The sequence below is a fragment of the Devosia rhizoryzae genome (assembly GCF_016698665.1).
GTDB classification, from domain to species: domain Bacteria; phylum Pseudomonadota; class Alphaproteobacteria; order Rhizobiales; family Devosiaceae; genus Devosia; species Devosia rhizoryzae.
This window is the reverse complement of sequence record NZ_CP068046.1, coordinates 1,703,512-1,724,018: the sequence shown is the minus strand read 5'-3', so window position 1 is coordinate 1,724,018 and position 20,507 is coordinate 1,703,512. Positions and strand designations below refer to the sequence as shown.

Annotated in this window: 20 protein-coding genes; 10 read left to right on the top strand and 10 right to left on the bottom strand. The window is 63.0% G+C overall.

From position 1 onward, the window contains the following. The first annotated feature begins 61 nt into the window (after nt 1-61). A complete protein-coding gene (locus tag JI748_RS08555) occupies nt 62-1,243 on the top strand; it encodes a Ppx/GppA phosphatase family protein (protein ID WP_233280645.1) in 1,182 nt (393 codons plus the stop codon). After that, complete coding sequence (locus JI748_RS08550) at nt 1,233-1,970, top strand: RlmE family RNA methyltransferase (protein WP_201636834.1); 738 nt, start codon at nt 1,233-1,235, stop codon at nt 1,968-1,970. The genes JI748_RS08555 and JI748_RS08550 overlap by 11 nt, the downstream gene beginning before the upstream one ends. Nucleotides 1,971-2,101: 131 nt before the next feature. Here JI748_RS08550 and JI748_RS08545 read toward each other — a convergent pair whose 3' ends face one another. Both JI748_RS08545 and JI748_RS08540 read right to left on the bottom strand, forming a co-directional pair. Then, on the bottom strand, nt 2,102-3,469 hold the full coding sequence (locus JI748_RS08545; protein WP_201637156.1) for an MFS transporter: 1,368 nt from the start codon (nt 3,467-3,469) through the stop codon (nt 2,102-2,104). A gap of 45 nt (nt 3,470-3,514) precedes the next feature. Next, a complete protein-coding gene (locus JI748_RS08540) occupies nt 3,515-4,903 on the bottom strand; it encodes an MFS transporter (protein ID WP_201636832.1) in 1,389 nt (462 codons plus the stop codon). A gap of 334 nt (nt 4,904-5,237) precedes the next feature. Between JI748_RS08540 and guaB the strand changes: the two genes are divergently transcribed. Next, on the top strand, nt 5,238-6,740 hold the full coding sequence (guaB, locus tag JI748_RS08535) for an IMP dehydrogenase (protein WP_201636830.1): 1,503 nt from the start codon (nt 5,238-5,240) through the stop codon (nt 6,738-6,740). A 132-nt stretch (nt 6,741-6,872) separates the two neighbouring features. Here the strand turns inward: guaB and JI748_RS08530 are convergent, their stop codons facing one another. Next, complete coding sequence (locus tag JI748_RS08530; protein ID WP_201636828.1) at nt 6,873-7,211, bottom strand: DUF3140 domain-containing protein; 339 nt, start codon at nt 7,209-7,211, stop codon at nt 6,873-6,875. A 105-nt stretch (nt 7,212-7,316) separates the two neighbouring features. Here JI748_RS08530 and JI748_RS08525 point away from each other — a divergent pair, with 105 nt between their 5' ends. Genes JI748_RS08525 through JI748_RS08515 form a run of 3 tightly spaced genes read left to right on the top strand, consistent with a single transcriptional unit; the run spans nt 7,317 to nt 9,572 of the window. Continuing rightward, a complete protein-coding gene (locus JI748_RS08525; RefSeq protein WP_201636826.1) occupies nt 7,317-7,751 on the top strand; it encodes an MAPEG family protein in 435 nt (144 codons plus the stop codon). A gap of 3 nt (nt 7,752-7,754) precedes the next feature. After that, complete coding sequence (locus tag JI748_RS08520; protein ID WP_201636824.1) at nt 7,755-9,032, top strand: RsmB/NOP family class I SAM-dependent RNA methyltransferase; 1,278 nt, start codon at nt 7,755-7,757, stop codon at nt 9,030-9,032. Between the two features lie 57 nt (nt 9,033-9,089). Beyond that, nucleotides 9,090-9,572 carry a TspO/MBR family protein gene (locus JI748_RS08515; protein WP_201636822.1) on the top strand — a complete coding sequence of 161 codons (483 nt, stop codon included), beginning with the start codon at nt 9,090-9,092 and terminating at the stop codon, nt 9,570-9,572. On the opposite strand, the gene JI748_RS08510 is transcribed toward JI748_RS08515, so the two are convergent. Continuing rightward, nucleotides 9,569-10,777 (bottom strand): acyltransferase family protein, encoded by a 1,209-nt coding sequence (locus JI748_RS08510; RefSeq protein ID WP_201636820.1) that lies wholly within the window; start codon nt 10,775-10,777, stop codon nt 9,569-9,571. The genes JI748_RS08515 and JI748_RS08510 overlap by 4 nt on opposite strands. A 127-nt stretch (nt 10,778-10,904) precedes the next feature. On the opposite strand from JI748_RS08510, the gene guaA reads away from it, so the two are divergent. Next, entirely contained in the window at nt 10,905-12,476 is a 1,572-nt protein-coding gene (gene guaA, locus JI748_RS08505; protein ID WP_201636818.1) for a glutamine-hydrolyzing GMP synthase, read from the top strand. Nucleotides 12,477-12,479: 3 nt separating this feature from the next. Here guaA and JI748_RS08500 read toward each other — a convergent pair whose 3' ends face one another. Both JI748_RS08500 and JI748_RS08495 read right to left on the bottom strand, forming a co-directional pair. Beyond that, nucleotides 12,480-12,887, bottom strand: a complete 408-nt coding sequence (locus JI748_RS08500) for a type II toxin-antitoxin system VapC family toxin (protein ID WP_201637154.1) — start codon at nt 12,885-12,887, stop codon at nt 12,480-12,482. Continuing rightward, nucleotides 12,884-13,144: an antitoxin gene (locus JI748_RS08495; protein ID WP_201636816.1), complete on the bottom strand. Its 261-nt coding sequence runs from the start codon at nt 13,142-13,144 to the stop codon at nt 12,884-12,886. The genes JI748_RS08500 and JI748_RS08495 overlap by 4 nt, the downstream gene beginning before the upstream one ends. Nucleotides 13,145-13,282: 138 nt before the next feature. Here JI748_RS08495 and JI748_RS08490 point away from each other — a divergent pair, with 138 nt between their 5' ends. The 3 genes from JI748_RS08490 to JI748_RS08480 all read left to right on the top strand — a co-directional run bounded on the left by JI748_RS08490 (nt 13,283) and on the right by JI748_RS08480 (nt 16,856). Next, nucleotides 13,283-14,038, top strand: coding sequence for a tetratricopeptide repeat protein (locus JI748_RS08490; RefSeq protein ID WP_201636814.1), 756 nt, complete (start codon nt 13,283-13,285; stop codon nt 14,036-14,038). 2 nt (nt 14,039-14,040) lie between these two features. Beyond that, nucleotides 14,041-15,483, top strand: coding sequence for a ribosome biogenesis GTPase Der (gene der / locus JI748_RS08485; protein ID WP_201636811.1), 1,443 nt, complete (start codon nt 14,041-14,043; stop codon nt 15,481-15,483). A 104-nt stretch (nt 15,484-15,587) separates the two neighbouring features. After that, on the top strand, nt 15,588-16,856 hold the full coding sequence (locus tag JI748_RS08480; RefSeq protein WP_201637152.1) for a hemolysin family protein: 1,269 nt from the start codon (nt 15,588-15,590) through the stop codon (nt 16,854-16,856). 9 nt (nt 16,857-16,865) lie between these two features. Here JI748_RS08480 and JI748_RS08475 read toward each other — a convergent pair whose 3' ends face one another. The 4 genes from JI748_RS08475 to JI748_RS08460 all read right to left on the bottom strand — a co-directional run bounded on the left by JI748_RS08475 (nt 16,866) and on the right by JI748_RS08460 (nt 20,448). Then, nucleotides 16,866-17,456: a GNAT family N-acetyltransferase gene (locus tag JI748_RS08475; protein ID WP_201636809.1), complete on the bottom strand. Its 591-nt coding sequence runs from the start codon at nt 17,454-17,456 to the stop codon at nt 16,866-16,868. Next, nucleotides 17,456-18,190 carry an SDR family NAD(P)-dependent oxidoreductase gene (locus JI748_RS08470; RefSeq protein ID WP_201636807.1) on the bottom strand — a complete coding sequence of 245 codons (735 nt, stop codon included), beginning with the start codon at nt 18,188-18,190 and terminating at the stop codon, nt 17,456-17,458. Before JI748_RS08470 ends, JI748_RS08475 begins: the two co-directional genes overlap by 1 nt. Further along, nucleotides 18,190-19,692 (bottom strand): amidophosphoribosyltransferase, encoded by a 1,503-nt coding sequence (gene purF, locus JI748_RS08465; protein WP_201636805.1) that lies wholly within the window; start codon nt 19,690-19,692, stop codon nt 18,190-18,192. Before purF ends, JI748_RS08470 begins: the two co-directional genes overlap by 1 nt. A 117-nt stretch (nt 19,693-19,809) precedes the next feature. Next, a complete protein-coding gene (locus tag JI748_RS08460; protein WP_164535211.1) occupies nt 19,810-20,448 on the bottom strand; it encodes a CvpA family protein in 639 nt (212 codons plus the stop codon). Nucleotides 20,449-20,507: the final 59 nt, after the last annotated feature.

Below are 20,507 nucleotides of genomic sequence, written 5' to 3'. Positions count from 1 at the left end.
CAAAAGTGCGTTCGGGCGCGGATCGTCAACCGGTTCGGCGACCGCGCATCAAGGAGCAAAAGTGACCGATATTTCTCGGTCCGCCAATGCATCGGCGCCGCGCGCCGAGGCAGGGCCCGGTCAGCCATCCGGCGACAGCCGGGGGCGCAGCGCAGGCGCGCCGTCGCTTGCCGCACCGGATCCGCGGACGCCACCATCTTCCGGCCAACGCCGCCATCGCGGCCCGCTCTACGCTGCCCTTGACCTCGGCACCAATAATTGCCGCCTGCTTATCGCCCGTCCGCATGATCGCGGTTTTCGCGTGCTCGATGGCTTTACCCGCATCGTTCGCCTGGGCGAGGGCGTGTCGGTTACCGGGCGGCTGGGCGATGCCGCCATGGAGCGGACCATGGAAGCGTTGCGCCAGTGCCGTAACAAGCTGCGCGACCACCAGCCGACCCGCATGCGCCTGATCGCCACCGAAGCCTGCCGCGCTGCGGAAAACGGCCCGGCCTTTCTCGCACGGGTCAAAAGCGAGATCGGGCTCGATCTCGAAATCGTCGATCGCCGCACCGAGGCGGAGCTTGCGGTCACCGGTTGTGCCGACCTGATCGATGGCGAAACTTCGGGCGCCTTGATGTTCGATATCGGCGGTGGCTCGTCGGAATTGGCGTGGCTCGATTTCCGCGGCGGCCGTCCGCGGTCGCAGGGGCGGATGTCGGCGTCGATTCGCTCCTGGCAGTCGCTGCCGGTGGGCGTCGTGTCCATCGCCGAGCGCTTTGGCGGCGTCGACGTGACGCCTGAAGTGTTCGAAAACATGGTGCGCTATGTTTCGGAACACCTGCGCCAGTTCCGCGGCCGCGAAAAGCTGCGGCAGATGATCGGCACCCATCCGGTGCACCTGATCGGCACGTCGGGCACGGTGACGACCTTGGCCGGGCTGCATCTGGGCCTCGAGCGCTATGAGCGGCAAAAGGTCGACGGTCTCTGGATGAAGCGGCAGGATGTGGATGAAACCATGCGCGTGCTGCTCGACATGCCATTCGAGCGTCGCGTCGCTCATCCCTGCATCGGCAAGGACCGGGCCGATCTGGTGCTGCCCGGCTGCGCGATCTTCGAAGCCATCCGTCGCGAATGGCCGACCGAACGCGTGCGCGTTGCGGATCGGGGCTTGCGCGAAGGCATTCTGATCTCGTTGATGGATGCCGATCGCACCACCAAGCGCTTTGGGCGCTATCCGAAGGGGGCTGGCAATGGTCAATAGCAAGGCTCTGGGCACCGGCGGGCGCAAGTCCGACAAGGATCTGAAGATCCGCGTCAAGACGGCCAAGGGGCGCAAGGTCGCGTCCACTAAATGGCTCGAGCGCCAGCTCAACGACCCCTATGTGGCCCGCGCCCGATCGGAAGGCTATCGCTCGCGCGCGGCCTTCAAGATCAAGGAAATGAACGAGAAGCAGAAGTTCTTCAAAAAGGGCAGCCGCGTGGTCGACCTCGGCGCCGCACCGGGCGGCTGGTCGCAGGTGGCGGCGGCGGCGGTGGGCTCGACCGATGCCAACCCGCTGGTCGTGGGTATCGATTATCTCGACATGGATCCGATCCCCGGCGTCATCCTGTTCAAGAAGGATTTCACCGAAGACGACGCGCCGGGGCTGCTGATCGACGCGCTGGGCGGGCACAAGGCCGATGTGGTGATGAGCGACATGGCCTGGCCGACGACCGGCCATCGCGCCACCGATCACCTGCGCATCGTGCACCTGATCGAGATCGCAGCGGATTTTGCCATTCAGGTGCTGGCGCCGGGCGGTTCGTTCGTCGCCAAGGTGTTCCAGGGTGGCACCGAGCATGAGCTCCTGCATATGCTCAAGCGCCATTTCAACACGACCTTTCACATCAAGCCGCCATCGAGCCGCAAGGATTCGGCGGAGGCGTATCTGGTGGCGAAGGGGTTCAAGGGTTCGAACGTAGCTGAGAACGCTGAAGAAGAGCGGTAGGCCCCCTCACCCGGCCGTTGGCCGACCTCTCCCCCATAGGGAGAGGTGTCGCTGCGCGACGAACGCGGTTGTGCACCCACCTCTCCCTATGGGGGAGAGGTCGCCGCGAAGCGGCGGGTGAGGGGGCCTTCTTAGTGCACCCCATCCCGCGCCGAGAGCTGGTGCCCGGCATTGCGCGGCAGGCGCAGGTAGAGGATCGTGGCCAGTGCGCCCACGGCAGCCACGACATAGAAGGCCATGTGGAAATCGCTGAGCGCCAGTTCGTCGCCGCCGCGTAGCCGGTGCGCAAGCTCCAGGGTGCCACCGCCGAGGGCGACGCCCATGGCGAACATGAGTTGGCCCCAGACCTGGCTCATCGTGTTGGCTTGGCCCGCATCCTTATCCTCGACATCGGCGAAGGTGAAGGCGTTCGAGCCTGTCCAGAAGGTCGATTGCCAGAAGCCGGTAAAGACTAGGATGGCCAGCATCAGCGGGATCGGCGTGCCGGGCTCGTAAAAGCCCATGACCAGGATACCGGCGGCCGAGATGGCTGTGGACGCGACCAGAGGATACTTGAAGCCCCAATGGGCGAAGATCCAGTTGGCGACGAACTTTGCGGCCAGCGCACCGACGGCGCCGGCAAAGGTCACCATGCCCGATTGAAATGGCGTGAGGCCGAAAGCCAGCTGCAGCATCAACGGGAAGAGGAACGGCACCGCGCCTTGGCCGAGCCGGAAGAAGGTGCCGGCGACCATGGTGATGCGGAAATTGCGCACAGCAAGGAGGCGCAGGTCGAGCAGCGGATATTCGGTCGAGAGCGCGTGGCGCACATAGATGTAGCCAAGCCCAATGCCCAGCGCCGCGGAAACGACACCATAGATAGGGGGCAGGGCGGGGAGGCTCACCACCGAACAGCCGAAAGCAAACAGGGCAAAGGCGAGGCCCGCCAGAACGAAGCCCGGCCCATCGATCTTGCGCGGTGCGCTCCTTTCGTCATTGGGCAAGGCAAGGCCGACCAGCACGATGCCCAGCATTCCGATCGGGATGTTGATGATGAAGATCCAGTGCCAGGAGAAAAACGTCGTCAGAAAGCCGCCAAAGGGCGGGCCGACGATCGGGCCGATCAGCGCCGGAATGGTGAGCCAGGCCATGGCGTCGACCAGCTGGTGACGCGGCGTCATGCGCACCAGCACCAGACGGGCCACGGGCCCCATCATCGCGCCACCCATGCCCTGGATGAACCGGGCGCCGACGAACTGCTCCAGCGAACCGGAAAAGGCGCAACAAAGCGACCCTATCATGAAGACCAGCATGGCGACGCGAAACACGCGCCGGGCGCCGAAACGGTCCGCCATCCAGCTTGAAATCGGGATGAAGATTGCCAGCGCCACAAGATAGGCGGTCAGCGCGAGCTTGAGCGATATCGGTTCGGTGCCGATATCGGCGGCGATCGCAGCGAGCGAGGTCGCAATAACGGTGGAGTCCATGTTCTCCATGAACAAGGCCGTGGCCAGGATCAGCGGTGTCGTCCGGGACAAAGGTCCTCCCGCGCCGGTTCGTGCCGGCTATTCTTTTGCTATGGCGCGGTGGCCTGAAACAGTGCTGCCGGCATCGGGCGGCAGGCGGAAATAAACAATACCGGCAAGGGCGCTGAGGCCACCCACCACGAAAAAGGCGATCTGGAAATTGATCAGCGACAAGGCGCCGCCGGTGTAATGGCGCGAGATTTCGATGATCGCACCGGCGACGGCAACGCCGAAGGCGACTGAAAGCTGCTGGGCCACGGCAACGATCGCTGTTGCCTGGCTCGCTTCCTCATCGGAAATGTCGGCATAGCCGATGGCGTTCGAGCCGGTGAAGAACATAGAGCGCAAAATGCCGCCCACCAGCAGCACGCCCATGATCAGCGGCACCGCGGTTTCGGCCGTGAAGAGGCCCTGTGCCGCGATCAGCACGCCGCCAAAGGCTGCAGCGACACCCAGCACGCGCGGAAAACCGAAGCGGGCAAACATGCGCTCTGCCAGGAACTTGCTCATGATGGCGCCGATCGCCGAAACGAAGGTGATTGCGCCTGATTGGAACGGGTTAAGCCCGAAGCCGAGCTGCAGCATCAGCGGCAGGAGAAAGGGCAGGGCGCCCACTCCGATGCGAAACAGCGATCCGCCGGTGATCGAGGATCGGAACAGGGAGTGACGGAAAAGGCGCGGGTCGAGCAGAGGATATTTTATGCGCCGCGCATGAAGAAGATACATGACCCCTGCCGTGACCCCCACGGCAAGCGTGAGGTAGCCGTAAAGGATCGGCAAGGCCGGCAGGCTCACGACCGAAAGGCCGAACACGGTGCCTGAAAAAGCGATGGCCGCGATAAAGAAGCCAACCAGATCGACGGGCCGGGGCGTTCGCTCGTCCGGTACTTTGAGGTAGATGCCAGCGAGGATTATGCCGGCAATGCCGATCGGGATGTTGATCCAGAAGATCCAATGCCAGCTGAGATAGGTGGTCAAAAACCCGCCGATCAACGGGCCGGTGACCGGCGCCACCAAAGCTGGGATCGTGAGCCACGCCATGGCCGAAACCAGCTCGTTGCGCGGCGTGGAACGCACCAGCAAGAGGCGCCCCACTGGCGTCATCATCGACGAGCCGATGCCCTGGAAAAACCGCGAGAAAACAAAGCTTTCGAGGGAAAATGCAAAGCTGCAGGCAAGAGAGCCGAGCATGAAGACGAAGATCGCCAGCCGGAAAATATTTTTCGCGCCATAGCGATCGGCCATCCAGCCGCTGATCGGAATAAAGATCGCCAAGGCCACGAAATAAGCGGTGAGCGCGAGCTTGAGCGCGATCGGCTCGGTGCCGATATCGGCGGCGATGGCCGGCAGGGATGTGGCGATAACGGTGGAATCCATCTGTTCCATGAACAGGGCCACCGCCAGGATGAGCGGGGTAACGCGGATCAAAAGCCTAATCCGATGAACTGGAGAGCGGCGCGAAGGCGGCCAGGTTCACTATGTGCCCGGGCCAGTGCCTGCACCAGCAAAACTTCTGGCAAATAGCGATATTTTCCGCATCAGGCGCGGGAACCACTGGCCGGCGATGCGGCAAACCTTGTCCTGATAGCACCGGCCCGGCACTTGAGCTAGGTGTTCCGGCGCATTGCCGTCCATCGCCCACTCGCTTTGCAATCTGCCGCCGCGGTGCTATTGACCCTCGCCAACCTGAACCGGCGTCTTCTCCGCAGCGGTTCCGTTCCACTCATTTCTGATGCGATCAGAAGGCAGGAAGGGTCTGGCCTTGGCAAAGATTATTACCACCGCAACCGGCGACTATGCGCTCACCTTCGACGACGTGCTGCTGCAGCCTGCGCGCTCCGATATTTTGCCGACCGAAACCGACATCGCGACCTATGTCACCAAGGACATAAGCCTTAACCTGCCCATCCTGTCCTCCGCCATGGACACGGTGACCGAAGCCAATATGGCGATCGCCATGGCGCAGGCCGGGGGCTTGGGCGTCATCCACAAGAACCTGACCGCCGCAGAACAGGCCGAGCAGGTGCGGATGGTGAAGAGCTTTGAATCGGGCATGGTGGTCAACCCGATTACCATCGGCCCCGAAGCGACCCTCGCCGACGCGCTGGCACTGATGCAGAAGTCGCGCATTTCCGGCATTCCGGTGGTCGAAAATGGCGGCACCGGCGGCCGCGCCATCGGCAAGCTGGTCGGCATCCTCACCAATCGCGATGTTCGCTTTGCGTCTCATCCGGCCCAGCCGATCCGCGAGCTGATGACGCACCAGAACCTCATCACCGTGCGCGACGGCGTGAGCAAGGACGAGGCCAAGGTGCTGCTGCACAAGCACCGGATCGAAAAGCTGCTGGTGGTCGACGAGGATTATCGCTGCATCGGCCTCATCACCGTCAAGGACATCGAAAAGGCGCAGCTCCATCCCAATGCGGTCAAGGACGAGCAGGGACGGTTGCGCGTAGCGGCCGCTTCGACCGTCGGCGACAACGGTTTCGAGCGCTCGCTGGCGCTGATCGAGGCTGGGGTGGACCTCCTGGTGATCGACACGGCGCATGGTCACTCGGTGCGCGTCGCCGAAGCCGTCGAACGCGTGAAGCGCGAAAGCAATTCGACCCGCATCGTCGCCGGCAATGTCGCGACCGCCGAGGCGACCAAGGCGCTAATCGATGCCGGCGCTGACGCCGTCAAGGTGGGTATCGGGCCGGGCTCGATCTGCACGACGCGCATCGTCGCGGGCGTCGGCGTGCCGCAACTGGCAGCCGTCATGGCCTGCGCCGAAGAAGGCCACAAGCAGGGCGTCCCGGTAATCGCCGATGGCGGCATCAAGTTCTCGGGCGACATGGCCAAGGCCCTCGCCGGCGGCGCCTCCTGCGTCATGGTGGGCTCGTTGCTGGCAGGGACCGACGAGGCGCCGGGCGAAGTGTTCCTCTACCAGGGCCGCTCCTATAAATCCTATCGCGGCATGGGCTCGGTCGGCGCCATGGGTGCGGGCTCGGCGGATCGCTATTTCCAGCAGGATGTGCGGGACCAGATGAAGCTCGTGCCCGAGGGTATCGAGGGTCAGGTGCCGTATAAGGGCCCGGTGGGGGCCGTCCTCCACCAGCTCGCCGGCGGCCTGCGGGCCTCGATGGGCTATACCGGCGCCCACACACTCGAGGATTTCCGCGACAACGCCACCTTCGTGAAGATTTCGGCGGCGGCGCTTGGCGAAAGCCATGTGCATGACGTGACCATCACGCGGGAAGCGCCGAACTATCGCAGCGGGCGGTAACGGCGGAAGCAGGGCACCAGTAGACCTCATCCTGAGCCTGTCGAAGGACGAGGTCGTGGCACGATCTCGTGTACCCGACCTCGTGGTTCGACAAGCTCACCATGAGGTCTCAGGGCTGAGTGGTGCCGCGGCTCACTTCGGCTCATGCCTCCAGTTCATCAGCGAATAGCGCCACCTGGTGTCGGTGATATCGCCATCCGGGCGTTGCTTGAGATGCCGGTGCACATAGCCGACGACCTTGCGCATCTGGGCGAAGTCGTCGTCGGTGAGTTCGGCCACCTTCTTGCGCTTGATCTCGACGATGCGGCGGCCCGAATGGTGGCCGACGGACTCTTCTCCCTCGTCGCGATCCTTGGGCCAGCCGACTTCCTTGCTGTGCTCGGTGTCGAGCCACTTTTCGAGCGCGGCCGGCGCCATGTTGACGGCCTCGCCGAACTCCTTTCGGATGTCGTCCTTTTCGTCGTCGGTCATGCCAGCATTCTCCGTTCGGCAAGCAACGGCTGGCGCTGCGCCCACGTTCCGAATCTGAAATCAACGGCTTAGCCGCAGCACGCGATTCTTTACCGGAGCTTCACCATGCCTCTCGTCGACAAGCTCCTGATCCTCGCCATGGGCGCGCAGGTGTTGCTGACCGTTGCCATTCTCGTGCTTATGGGGCGCGAGCGCGTGCCGAGGGTCATGAGCGGCGAGATCAACGTCGCTGACATTGCGGTGGACCGCACGGCCTATCCGCTCAAGGCGCGGCTTCTGTCCAACAGTTTCGACAACCAGTTCCAGCTGCCGATGCTGTTCTTTGTTGCGACGCTGCTGGCCTTGCAAACCGGGCTTGTGGGCTGGGTCGAGGTCGTGCTCGCCACTCTGTTCGTGGCGCTGCGCTATGTGCATGCCATTATCCACGTCAGCACCAATCGCGTGCATCGCCGCTTTGCCGCCTATAGTGCCGGCCTTGCCGTGCTTGCCCTGTTCTGGCTATGGCTGCTGTTCCGCATCCTTTCTCTGCCGAGTATCTGACCCATGCGCCTTCCCGGCCGTCTCGCCGCCGCCATCGAAGTCCTGACCGATGTCGAGACGCGCAAGCGTCCGGTATCGGAGGCGCTCAAGGCCTGGGGCATCAACAATCGCTTTGCCGGGGCAGGGGACCGCGCCGCTATCGGCAATCTCGTCTATGACGCGCTGCGACGCCGCGCCTCGCATGCCTTTGTCATGGGCGACGACAGCCCACGCGCGCTCGTGCTCGCCGTTGCCATGCGCAACTGGGGCGACACTGCCGAGGCGCTGAATGCGGCATTTGCCGACGACAGCCACGCGCCCGAAGCGATCGACGACATCGCCATCAACGACATCTCGAATGCGCCCGATTGGGTGCGCGCCGACGTCCCCGAATGGCTCGCGCCATCTCTCGAACGGGCTTTCGGGGCCAACTGGATCGCCGAGGGCGAGGCCATGACCGGCCGTCCGTCGCTCGATCTGCGCGCCAATGCCCTCAAAGCGTCGCCTGAAAAGGTGATGCGCTCGCTGGCGCGGTTCACGCCCGCCCAGACCGCCATCGCCCCTTTCGGCCTGACCATGCCTGCCGGTCCGCGCGATGCGCGCACGCCCAATGTCACGACCGACGAAGGCTATCTCAAGGGCTGGTTCGAGGTGCAGGACCAGGGCAGCCAGATCGTCTCCGCCATTGCTGGCGCGCGCGAGGGCGAGCAGGTGCTCGATCTTTGTGCAGGGGCGGGGGGCAAGACGCTGGCGCTGGCCGCCACAATGGGCAATTCCGGCCAGATCTTCGCCTATGACGCAGACCGCAATCGCCTCGCGCCCATCTATGATCGGCTTAAGCGCAATGGTGTACGCAACGCCCAGGTGCGCGCGCCGAACCCCGGCGCGCTCGATGATCTTGCGGGCAAGATGGACCGCGTCGTCATCGATGCGCCCTGCACCGGCACCGGCACATGGCGCCGCCGTCCGGACACCAAGTGGAAGCTCAGCCCTGAATTGTTGGCCCAGCGCCAGGCCGAACAGGCCGCTTTGCTCGAAGAAGGCTTGCGCTACCTCAAGCCGGGCGGCACCCTGGTCTACATCACCTGCTCGATCCTGCCGGAAGAGAACGACGACCAGATCGTGGCGCTAAAGGCTGCGCATCCTGAACTAACGACCGTCGATATGGCGCAGGCCTGGCGTTCCGCCCTAATCACAGATCTGCCTGAAAGCTTGGCGACGGTCGTAGGCGGCCTCTGCCTCACGCCCCGCCGCACCAACACCGACGGCTTCTACATCCACCTGCTGCGCAAGGTCCAGTGAACCACCGAAGGCTCCATTTCGTTCTCTCTTCAACCTCACAGTTGATCGGAGACACTCATGTCCGCCGCCGCGACCGAACACCGGACTCCACAGTCCTGGGTCACCCTCGCCATCTTCCTCGCTCTTGTTGTGGGCGTCGGTGCTCTGATCGGCACCCAGACCGCGCCCGGTCCATGGTATGCCGAGGTTGAAAAGCCGCCGCTGAACCCACCCAACTGGGTTTTCGGTCCGGTCTGGTTTGCGCTTTATGTGCTGATCGCCATCGCCGGCTGGCGCACCTGGATGCGCGATCCCAAATCAACGGCGATGAAGTTCTGGGGTGCGCAGATGCTGCTCAACTGGGCCTGGTCGCCGGTCTGGTTCGGCGCCAACATGCCCTGGCTCGCCTTCGCCATCATCATCGCCATGTGGCTTTCGATCGCGGGCTTCATCGTCACTGTTCGCAAGCGCGATACGCTTTCGGCATGGCTCTTCGCGCCCTATCTCGCCTGGGTGAGTTTTGCGACCTACCTCAATCTTTCAATCGCGCTTCTCAATTAGGCAGTCGCCGGTTCGCCACGGACCGATCGCTTTTCCAGCCGGCGGGCCCAGCGCACCGCCGGCTGCTCGATCAAATAGAAGCTCAGCGTCGCAACGATGAGCGTCGCCGCGATCACTCCGGCGCTGGTCAAGAGCCAGTTGCTCCAGCCATCGGGTTCCCATGTCCTGAAAGCTGGCGGCCAGACAAACGGCGCCAGCCACATGAGCAGGAAGTGCCAGATGTAAATTCCGAACGAGATCTTGGCGATGAACCGCACTGGCCCTCCGTCCAGCCATTTGCCAACGCGCACGGATAGTGACAGCGCCACCAGAGCCACGCCCATTGCCAGTGGCATCCATGGAAAACCATAGGGAAGTTGGAGCCAGCCGTACCCTTCCGTCGGACCGCCGATGTGAAGGGCCATGACCATACCGGCCACCAACACCGCCGCGACACCCAGCACGTCGAAGCCTGGATGCCGCCAGCTCTTGAGCATGACCTGCACACCGGACGCCAACGAGCCCAAAGCAAACACTGCAAAGAACCCCACCGGATTGTAGAACGGCATCCAGGCCTTGGCGCCGCCGATCAGGCCATGGTCCCAGCCGCGCTCCACGTCGTCGATCGGCGCATAGACAACGATCAAAGCATGCGCGCCGAGCACCAGTCCGATGACCGGCAGCCACAGCAGTCGCGATGTCCATCCCTTGCGCCCCGCGGCAAACAGCAGGCCCAGGCAAAGCGGCAGCAGCAAATAGGACGTGACCTCAAAGCCGATCGACCAGAGCGGTCCATTATTGTCGACCGGAAAGAGCGTCACCCAATGCCAGTCGCTGACCAGCAGCGCGCCAGCGAAGAACCGGAACAGCGTCTGACCATCGGCCACCGCATTGCCGATCCAAAGATCAAGCACCAGGCTGACCACCAAGGCCAGCCAAAACCCCGGCACGATCCGCGCCAGCCTGCGCATCCAATAGATTCGCATCGACGGCATCGGTTCGCCAGCATCCAGCGCCAGCCAAAACGGGCGAGCCAGAAGATAACCGCTGAGGACGAAGAACACGGTAACCCCAAAACTGCCCATGACGAAGAACTTGATCAAGGGCTGCACCGCTTCCGGTACCCGCCCCATGTCCATGCGGGCGGCGAGATGGTGTATCACCACGGCAATGCAGGCCAAGGCGCGCAGGAAATCTGCCCCATGCAAGCGGTTCGGTTCGGACATCGGCTATTCCCTGGTAAAGCTGCGTCGCAGAACGCCCGCGATCTCTCCCGCGTTGCCCTGCAAAACTCAAGGCCGCTCTGCATCCGAGGCGCTTGCCTAAAAGCCGGGGCAGGGCTAAAGCCTCGCCATGCTGCACCCAGATATTGCCCCGCTTAACGACACCATCCTGATCGTCGATTTCGGCTCGCAGGTCACTCAGTTGATCGCACGCCGCATTCGCGAAACCGGCGTTTATTGCGAGATTCATCCCTTCCAGTCCGCTGGCGCCGCTTTGGCAGCCCTGAGGCCAAAGGGCGTGGTTCTGTCGGGCAGCCCGGCCTCCACGCTGGACGAAAACGCACCCACCATTGATCCGGCCATCCTTGCCGCAAACATCCCGATCCTTGGCATTTGCTATGGCCAGCAGGCGCTCTGCATGGCGCTGGGCGGCAAGGTCGAAGCAGGCCATCATCGCGAATTTGGCCGTGCTGAATTGACGGTTCAGAAGACGAGCTCGCTTTCGGAAGGCGTGTGGCCGCTTTCGACCTCGCACCAGGTCTGGATGAGTCACGGCGATCGCGTTGTATCGCTCCCCGAGGGCTTCGAGGTCGTCGGCACCTCGCCTAACGCGCCTTTCGCCATGATCGCCAATGAAGAGCGCCGCATCTGGGCCGTGCAGTTCCACCCCGAAGTGGTGCACACGCCCGACGGCTCCAAGCTCTACGCCAATTTCGTACACCACATCTGCGGCATCCAGTCCAACTGGACCATGGCCGCTTACCGCGACAAGATGATCGAAAAGATCCGTGCTCAGGTCGGCACCGGCCGCGTCATCTGCGGCCTCTCCGGCGGCGTTGACTCATCGGTCGCCGCCGTGCTGATCCACGAAGCCATCGGCAATCAGCTCACCTGCATCTATGTCGACCATGGCCTGATGCGCCTCAACGAGACCGAGCAGGTCGTCACCATGTTCCGGGATCAGTACAATATCCCGCTGGTGCACGTTGATGCGTCGAAGAAGTTCCTGGGCGAACTCGAAGGCCAGGTCGATCCCGAAACCAAGCGCAAGATCATCGGACGCCTCTTCATCGAAGTGTTCGAGGAAGAAGCCAAGAAGATCGGCGGCGCCGACTTCCTGGCCCAGGGCACGCTCTACCCCGACGTCATCGAATCCGTGTCCTTCTCCGGAGGCCCTTCGGTCACCATCAAGTCGCACCACAATGTTGGCGGCCTGCCCGAGCGCATGAACATGCAGCTGGTCGAGCCGCTGCGGGAGCTGTTCAAAGACGAAGTCCGCGCCCTCGGCCGCGAACTGGGCATTCCCGAAAGCTTTATCGGCCGCCACCCCTTTCCGGGCCCTGGCCTTGCCATTCGCTGCCCGGGCGGCATCACGCCGGAAAAGCTCGACATCCTGCGCCAGGCCGACGCCATCTATCTCGACGAAATCCGCAAGTCCGGCCAATACGACCAGATCTGGCAGGCCTTTGCCGTGCTGCTCCCGGTCCAGACCGTCGGCGTCATGGGCGACGGGCGCACCTACGAATTCGTCTGCGCCCTGCGCGCCGTGACATCCGTCGACGGCATGACCGCCGACTTCTACCAGTTCGACATGAACTTCCTCGGCAAGACGGCCACCCGCATCATCAACGAAGTGCGCGGCATCAACCGGGTGGTCTACGATGTGACATCCAAGCCGCCTGGGACGATCGAGTGGGAGTAAGGCTTATTCCGTTGTCCAGTCGGCGATCTGCAGCCCTGCCACCCGCTTGAATTCACCGACATTGTTGGTGACGAGCGTCAGTCCTCTGGCCTTGGCCTGCCCTGCGATCAGCACGTCGTAGGGGCCAATCGGTGTACCCGCTCGCGCCAATTCGGCTCGAATCTCTCCGGCAATGCGAGCATCGTTCTGGTCTAATTCCAGAAGGCAAAAATCTCTCAGCAGCAGGCGAAGAGTTTCGAGGTTATACTCGACGCGTTGGCTCTTATAAGCGCCGAAGTAGAGTTCATGAGCAACGATCGCCGACACGGCAATGTCGCCAACCTTTTGTGCTTGCACCTGAAGCGCCAAGGCGGCTGAGCGACCGGACACCAGACTTATGACGGCGTTGGTATCAAGCGCCCACTTCATCAGCGAAACAGGCCTTCCAGATCCGGCCGGATCTGTTCGGCAGGCTGCTCACGGCCACCTTCGAGAAAGTCACTGGATACGCCACGCGCAATGGCGGCCCGCAGGAAAGCCCAAGGTTGGGCATCCTCGGCTCGAGGACGCAGGATCAGCGCATCGCCCTCCCTTGTTATTTCCACTTCGTCGACGTCGAAGCGGAAGTCTTTTGGCAAGCGAACCGCTTGCGAGTTGCCGGACTGAAACACCTTCGCACGTTGCGTCACTTTGCGGCTCCCGTATATTCGAAATAGTATATACATCAAGATCAACGTTTGCAATGCGCTAGAGCTTGCATCCGCAAAATTTGCTTTCCCCAAGCCTCGTGTTAAAGACGCGTTCAACTGCCGTCCAAAGAGACCCACATGTCCAACGAGAACATTTTCCGCGAAGTTGACGAGGAGCTGCGCTCCGACCGGATGCGAGCGCTTTGGCGGCGTTTCGCGCCTTTCGTCATCGGCGGAGCGGTGGCCATCGTCTTGCTGGTGGCAATCAACGAAGGCTGGTCCTGGTACAGCAACAGCCGTTCGGCCGAAGGCTCGCAGCAGCTTTATGCGGCGCTCGACGCGGCCGAAGCGGGCGATATTGCCGGCGCGGAGACGCAGCTCGACGCCATCGCCGCCAATCCTTCGGGCGGCTACGGCACCTTGGCGCAGTTCCGCAAGGCAGCGCTCCTTGCCGAGCAAGGTGACAGTGCTGGCGCCGTTGCTGCTTATGACGCTTTGTCGAGCAGCCAGTCCAATCCGCGGTTGCGTGAGCTGGCGCTGCTTCTCGCCGGTAACGTGCTGGTCGACACGGGAACCGTTGCCGATGTCGAGGCGCGCCTCGGCACGCTCGCGACCGATGACAGCCAGATGCGGCGCCCGGCGCGTGAGCTGCTTGGCCTCGCGCACTACAAGGCTGGCGACTTCGCCGCTGCGCAGCAGAATTTCGAGGCTGTCCTCAACGACCCGCTGGTGCAGTCGCCGGTGCGTAGCCGCGTGAGCTTCTATATCGCACAGATGCTCTCCGACGGGGTCATCGCTGCCGAAACGCCCGCCCAAGACGCTGCAGATGCGGTGGACGCTATTGTCCAAGACGACGCTGCCGAGCCTGCTGTCACCGAGCCGGTTGCTGAATAGACATGACGGTCACACTTGCCATTGTCGGTCGACCCAATGTCGGCAAGTCGACGCTGTTCAACCGCCTGGTCGGCCGCAAGATCGCGCTGGTCGATGATACGCCCGGCGTTACCCGCGATCGCCGCGAAGCCGAGGGCCGCATCGCCGACCTCACCTTCAAGGTGCTCGACACGGCGGGCTACGAGGACGTCAAGGACGGCTCGCTCGAAGACCGCATGCGTCAGCAGACCGAAACCGCCATCCGCGACGCCGACATCATCTTGTTCATGATCGACGCGCGTGCCGGCGTCGTGCCGCTCGACCAGCGTTTTGCCCAGGTGCTGCGCAAGGCGGGCAAGGACGTTCACCTCGTCGGCAACAAGGCCGAAAGCCGGGCGGCAGAAGATGGTCTGGTCGAAGCGTTCAAGCTCGGCTTTGGTGAGCCGATCGCGCTTTCCGCCGAGCATGGCCTGGGGCTTTCGGAACTCTACTCCATCGTTTCCGCGGCGATCGATAAGGCCAATGAGAAGCAGGCGGCGGAAGAGGCGGCTGCTGTCGGCGATCTCGACATCATGCCCGAGGTCGATGTCGACATCACGCCTGACATGCTCGAGGGGGAGGGCGAGGACGCCACCTTGCGCTGGAACCCCAAGCGCTATCTCAACGTCGCCATTGTCGGCCGCCCCAATGCGGGCAAGTCGACGCTGGTCAACCGCATGGTCGGCGAGGACCGCGTGCTGGTGGGCCCGGAAGCAGGCATCACGCGCGACAGCATTCTTGTTCCCTGGGAATGGGAAGGCCGCACCATCAATCTCGTCGACACCGCCGGCATCCGCCGCCGCTCGCGTGTGCATGAAAAGCTCGAAAAGCTGGCCGTCGGCGACTCGCTGCGCTCGATCCAATATGCCGAAGTCGTGGTGCTGTTGCTTGATGCCACGATCCCCTTCGAAAAGCAGGATCTGGCGCTGGCCGATCTTGTCGAACGCGAAGGCCGGGCCATGGTCATTGCGCTCAACAAGTGGGACCTGATCGAGGACAAGAACGAAAAGCTCAAGGAACTGCGCGAGGAATGCGAGCGCCTGCTGCCGCAATTGCGCGGCGTGCCGCTGGTGACGCTCTCGGGCTTGACCGGCCGCAACATCGACAAGCTGATGGACGCGATCTTTTCCATCGAGCGGAGCTGGAATGCGCATGTCTCGACCAGCCGGCTTAATCGCTGGCTCGCAGGCATGATCGAGGGCCATCCGCCTCCGGCCGTTTCGGGCCGCCGCCTCAAGATGCGCTATATGACGCAGGCCAAGACGAGGCCCCCCAGCTTCATCATTTTCGCCTCGCGGCCTGATGCCGTGCCGGCCTCATACCAGCGCTATCTGGTCAATGGGCTTCGCGAAGCCTTCGATATGCCGGGCACGCCGATCCGCATCTGGCTGCGTGGCGGCAACAATCCGTATGCCGACAAGAAGTAGCATCGCTCTTCACAACGGGCGGACATGCCCTATAGTGCGCGCGTCGTAACACCCCGCCACTGGTCGCGGCGTGCCAACATTGCACTTTGTTGCTTACAGAACTCATTATCGTCGTCGTTCTTACCCTCGTGAACGGCGCCCTGGCCATGTCCGAACTGGCCGTTGTTTCCGCCCGCGGCGCCCGCCTCAAGGTCATGGCCGAACAGGGCAATAAGGGGGCGGCTACGGCCCTCAAGCTGGCCGAAGATCCCGGCAAATTTCTCTCTTCCGTCCAGATCGGTATCACCCTTGTCGGCGTCCTTTCGGGTGCCGTCTCAGGCGCGACGCTGGGCCTTCGCCTGACCGGCTGGCTCTCCTCGGTGGGCGTGCCCGACAACATTGCCGATGTGGCCGGTGTCGGCCTCGTGGTCGTTGCCATCACTTATATCAACCTGATCCTGGGCGAACTGGTGCCCAAGCAGATCGCCCTCCGCAATCCGGAAGGCGTTGCGGCGCGCGTGGCGCAGCCGATGAAGATCATCGCGCTGGTCGGCACGCCGATCGTCTGGCTGCTCGATATCTCCGGCAAGCTCGTGCTGCGTCTCCTTGGGCAGGGCGAGCAGAACGACGAGCAGGTCACCGAGGAAGAGCTGCGCACCGTCATCGCCGAGGCGACCACGGCCGGCGTCATCGAAACCGAAGAGCACTCGATGATCTCGGGCGTCATGCGTCTCGCCGACCGCTCCGCCCGCGGCCTGATGACGCCGCGTCTCGACGTGGTCGTCATCGACGTCGAGGACAGCTACGAGGAAAACCTGGCCACCATCCTTGCCAGCAATCATTCCAAGGTTCTGGTGCAGGAGGGCAATGCCGATTCCATCCTCGGCATGCTGGCGCTGGCAGATCTCTTGCCGCCGCTTGCAGCGGGTCAGCAGCCTGATCTGCGCAGGCTGGTAAAGTCCGTGCCGGTCGTCATGGAACACGCGACGGCGCTCGACGTGGTCGAGGCGATCCGCAAGTCTCCGGCCCAACTCGCGCTCGTCGTGGACGAATACGGGCACTTCGAAGGCATCATCACCTATGGTGACGTGCTTGAGGTCATTACCGGCTATACCGAAGAAGTGGGTGACGAACAGGCCGTGGTGCAACGCCAGGATGGCTCGTTCCTCGTTGCTGGCTGGATGCCGGTGGACGATTTCAGCGAGCGTTTCAAGGTGCCTGTTCCCAAGGATGCCCGGTATGAAACCGTCGCCGGTTACGTTCTTTCGGTGCTCAACCACCTGCCTTCGGTCAGCGAATGTTTTGAGCGTGACGGCTGGAAATTCGAGGTCATGGACCTCGACGGTCGTCGCATCGACAAGGTGCTGATGTCGCCGCTCGCGGCCGCAGTCTAAGGGGTGGGGCTAAAGCCCCATCCCAAACCACACGGTGCCATTGTCGCGGCGGAGCTCTTCGAAGTTCTTGCCCCAAAAGGCAATGCCGCCGTGATTGGCGGCGCCAGCACCAAGATGGATTCCCTTGACGCCCGCTTCGCGTGCCTGCGCCACCCAAAGATCGAGGAGCCTTGTCCCGACCCGCTGTCCGCGCAGCCGCGGCAGCAGGTTCATGTGGATGTGGGCAGGATAGGCTTCGACCAGATCGGCAGGCGAGCGATGTGGTTTGATGATCGCGTCGAGGCGGCGCTGGTCGGCGTCGGTCAGTCCCGTGGCCCCGGCATAACGTGATCGCAGTGCCGGCCACCAGTCCTGCTCCAGCCGCTCGGCGAAACGGTCCGTGTCGTGCGTGCCCACCACATAGCCGGCAACACCCTCGTCGTCTTCGGCAACGAAGACGTTTTCGGGCTCGAGCACGCCATAGGGCGCCGAATAGATATGGCCGACAAGCTGGGGATCGTTGTGAACGGACGACGCGTCCCCGCCGGAATTGCCGGTCCGCAGGCAGATGTCATAAAGAGCATCGAGATCGCCGGCGCGGTAGGGACGAAGGGCGACCATCAGATCTCTTCGAAGCTTTTGGTGCCGATATTGTAGAGCCGCCCCTGTTCGGTAAGCGTGGGGCTCAGCATATCGACCAGTGCAGGCGCGATCTCGGCCGGCGCGGGCAGGGTTTCGGGGTTCTCGCCCGGCATCGCCTTGGCCCGCATCGCGGTGCGCACGGCACCGGGATAAAACACATTGGCGCGCACATTGGTTTGCGCGATTTCACCGGAATAGGCTTTGACCAGCGCATCGAGCGCTGCCTTGCTCGCGGCATAGAGCCCCCAGAAGGGCTTTGCCGAACGCGCCGACGAGGACGAGACGAATACCGCACGGCCAGCCTCAGCCTGGCGCAGCAGCACGTCCAACGAGCGGAGGAGACGGTAATTGGCGGTGAGATTGACCGCCATCACCTTGTCGAACTCGTCCGGCTTGATATGGCCCACAGGGCTCAGGACGCCGAGCTGACCCGCATTGGCGATCAAACCATCAAGGTGCCCCCAGCGCTCGAAGATCGCAGCACCCAGCCGGTCGATCGCTTCGCCATCGCGAAGATCGAGCGGCACCAAAGTGGTCGAGCCGCCCAGCGCCTGGATGGCGTCGTCGAGGTCTTCGAGCCCACCAACGGTGCGGGCGACGGCGATCACATGTGCGCCGCGCCGTGCAGCCTCGAGCCCTGCCGCGTAACCGATGCCGCGAGAGGCGCCGGTGACCAGGACGACCTTGCCGCTGAGCTCGTTAGTATCCGTCATCAACCCGCTTCCTTGAGCAGCGAAACCTGCCGCGGGTCGCTCATGGTCCGGCCATGCAGATCGGTCAAGTGAGTCGGATATTCGCCGGTGAAATAGTGGTCGGTAAACTGCGGCGCCTGCGGGTTGCGCTTGGCGCCGCCGACGGCTTCGTAGAGCCCGTCGATGGAAAGGAAGGCCAGGGAGTCCGCGCCGATATAGCGGCACATGGCGTTGATATCGGCATATTGGTTGGCGAGAAGCTTGTCCGGATCGGGCGTGTCGATGCCGTAGTAGTCGGAGAAGTAGATCATCGGGCTCGCGACGCGGATATGCACTTCGGTGGCGCCGGCATCGCGCATCATCTGGATGATCTTGATCGAGGTCGTGCCGCGAACGATCGAGTCGTCGATCAGCACGACGCGCTTGCCGGCGATCTCGGCGCGGTTGGCGGAGTGCTTGAGGCGCACGCCGAAGGCGCGGATCTGCTGGGTGGGCTCGATGAAGGTGCGACCAACATAGTGGTTGCGGATGATGCCGAGCTCGAAGGGAATGCCGCTCTGCTGGGCAAAGCCGATCGCCGCAGGCGTGCCGCCATCGGGGACGGGCACGACGACGTCGGCTTGGACCGGCGCTTCCTTGGCGAGGTTGATGCCGGCATTCTTGCGCGCCTTGTAGACGCTGCGGCCCGAGACCACGGAATCGGGGCGGGCGAAGTAGACATATTCGAAGAGGCACGGCCGCTCTGGCACGTTGCGGGCGGTCTTGCGCTCTTCGATGGTGATCGAGCCATCCGGCTGGACTTCGCAGATAATGACTTCGCCGTTTTCGACGTCGCGGATGTATTTGGCGCCGATGATGTCGAGGGCGCAGGTTTCCGAGCAGAAGATCGGCTTGCCATCGAGTTCGCCCATGACCAGCGGCCGAATGCCGACGGGATCACGCGCTGCGATCAGTTTGGTGCGGGTGAGCGCCACCATGGCATAGCCGCCTTCCATCTGCCGGATCGCATCGATAAAGCGGTCGGTTGTGGAGGAATGGCGCGAACGGGCGATGAGGTGAAGGACGACTTCGGTGTCGGAGGTCGACTGGCAAATGGCGCCGGTGGCGATGATCTGGCGGCGCAGGGTCAGGCCGTTGGTGAAATTGCCGTTGTGGGCAACGGCAATGCCGCCGGCTTCAAGTTCGGCAAAGAGCGGCTGGACGTTGCGGAGCGCGACTTCACCCGTGGTCGAGTAGCGCGTATGGCCGATGGCCATGGTGCCCGGCAGTTTTGCGAGTACGGCAGGGTCCGTATAGTGGTCGCCCACGAGGCCCATGCGCTTTTCGGTATAGAATTGGCGGCCGTCGAAGCTGACGATGCCGGCCGCTTCCTGGCCACGGTGCTGAAGGGCGTGAAGGCCCAGCGCGGTCAGCGTCGAGGCGTCACTATGCCCCAAAATGCCAAACACGCCGCACTCTTCATGCAGCGTGTCACCGTCGAGGGAAAAATCGTCTTCGCGGGAATGGGTCACAGGACGCTCCATGCCTTAAAGCTGCTGTCTCGTCCGGCGCGACCTCGAATGCCGCGCCGGTCAACTGGGCCTTTAGCGCATTTCGCTTCATGTCACCAATGACATAAATGGCAGCGCTGCCCTGCGCGATCAGGCCTGCGGCGCTGGCGCCGGGTCGGTCACCGGATCGGTGGGGTCGACCGTGCCGCCGTCGGCGGGAGCCGGCGTCGTCGTGGTACCCGGCTCGACCGGCGCTTCGCTGTCGTCGGTCAGGTTGCCGCCGCCGCCCTGGAGAACATCGGTCACCTGCTGTTCAAGCCCTTCGGGCAGCATCGAGATCAGGGTGTTGCCCATGTCGCGCAGATAGGGCAGCGACTGCGAGTTGGCGGCCCAATCGGGCAGGTTGTTTGGCAAAAGCCAAAGACCGAAGATGGTGACGACGATGGCGATCAACACGCCGCGCAGCACGCCGAACACAAAGCCCAGGGTGCGATCAATCGGCCCGATGCGGCTGTCGACGACAAAATCGGCGATGCGCATGGTGAGCAGGTGGAGCACGATCAGCGCGACGATAAAGGTCACGACCACGGTGGCGATATTGGCGACCACTTCCTCGGCAATGTACTGCTGCGCGATGTCCGGGTGGTAGAGATACATGTAGACGGCGATGGCGGCGGAGCCAGCCCAGGTGGCCAGCGACAGCACTTCGCGGGTTAATCCGCGCGCCGTGGCGAGGATCGCCGAAATCAGCACCAGAACACCCACACCAACGTCGAACGCTGTCAGCATATCTTTTCGCCTAAATTCTTCGCCGCGTCGGCTTGTTTCCGGACCTTTAACGACTTTGC

Bases quoted from the DNA above. Each gene is read 5' to 3' on its own strand.
- JI748_RS08525 (WP_201636826.1), top strand. From the start codon at position 7,317: ATGCCTCTCGTCGACAAGCTCCTGATCCTCGCCATGGGCGCGCAGGTG.
- JI748_RS08550 (WP_201636834.1), top strand. From the start codon at position 1,233: ATGGTCAATAGCAAGGCTCTGGGCACCGGCGGGCGCAAGTCCGACAAG.
- JI748_RS08490 (WP_201636814.1), top strand. From the start codon at position 13,283: ATGTCCAACGAGAACATTTTCCGCGAAGTTGACGAGGAGCTGCGCTCC.
- der (WP_201636811.1), top strand. From the start codon at position 14,041: ATGACGGTCACACTTGCCATTGTCGGTCGACCCAATGTCGGCAAGTCG.
- JI748_RS08520 (WP_201636824.1), top strand. From the start codon at position 7,755: ATGCGCCTTCCCGGCCGTCTCGCCGCCGCCATCGAAGTCCTGACCGAT.
- JI748_RS08510 (WP_201636820.1), bottom strand. From the start codon at position 10,777: ATGTCCGAACCGAACCGCTTGCATGGGGCAGATTTCCTGCGCGCCTTG.
- JI748_RS08460 (WP_164535211.1), bottom strand. From the start codon at position 20,448: ATGCTGACAGCGTTCGACGTTGGTGTGGGTGTTCTGGTGCTGATTTCG.
- JI748_RS08515 (WP_201636822.1), top strand. From the start codon at position 9,090: ATGTCCGCCGCCGCGACCGAACACCGGACTCCACAGTCCTGGGTCACC.
- purF (WP_201636805.1), bottom strand. From the start codon at position 19,692: ATGGAGCGTCCTGTGACCCATTCCCGCGAAGACGATTTTTCCCTCGAC.
- JI748_RS08470 (WP_201636807.1), bottom strand. From the start codon at position 18,190: ATGACGGATACTAACGAGCTCAGCGGCAAGGTCGTCCTGGTCACCGGC.
- guaA (WP_201636818.1), top strand. From the start codon at position 10,905: ATGCTGCACCCAGATATTGCCCCGCTTAACGACACCATCCTGATCGTC.
- JI748_RS08530 (WP_201636828.1), bottom strand. From the start codon at position 7,211: ATGACCGACGACGAAAAGGACGACATCCGAAAGGAGTTCGGCGAGGCC.
- JI748_RS08475 (WP_201636809.1), bottom strand. From the start codon at position 17,456: ATGGTCGCCCTTCGTCCCTACCGCGCCGGCGATCTCGATGCTCTTTAT.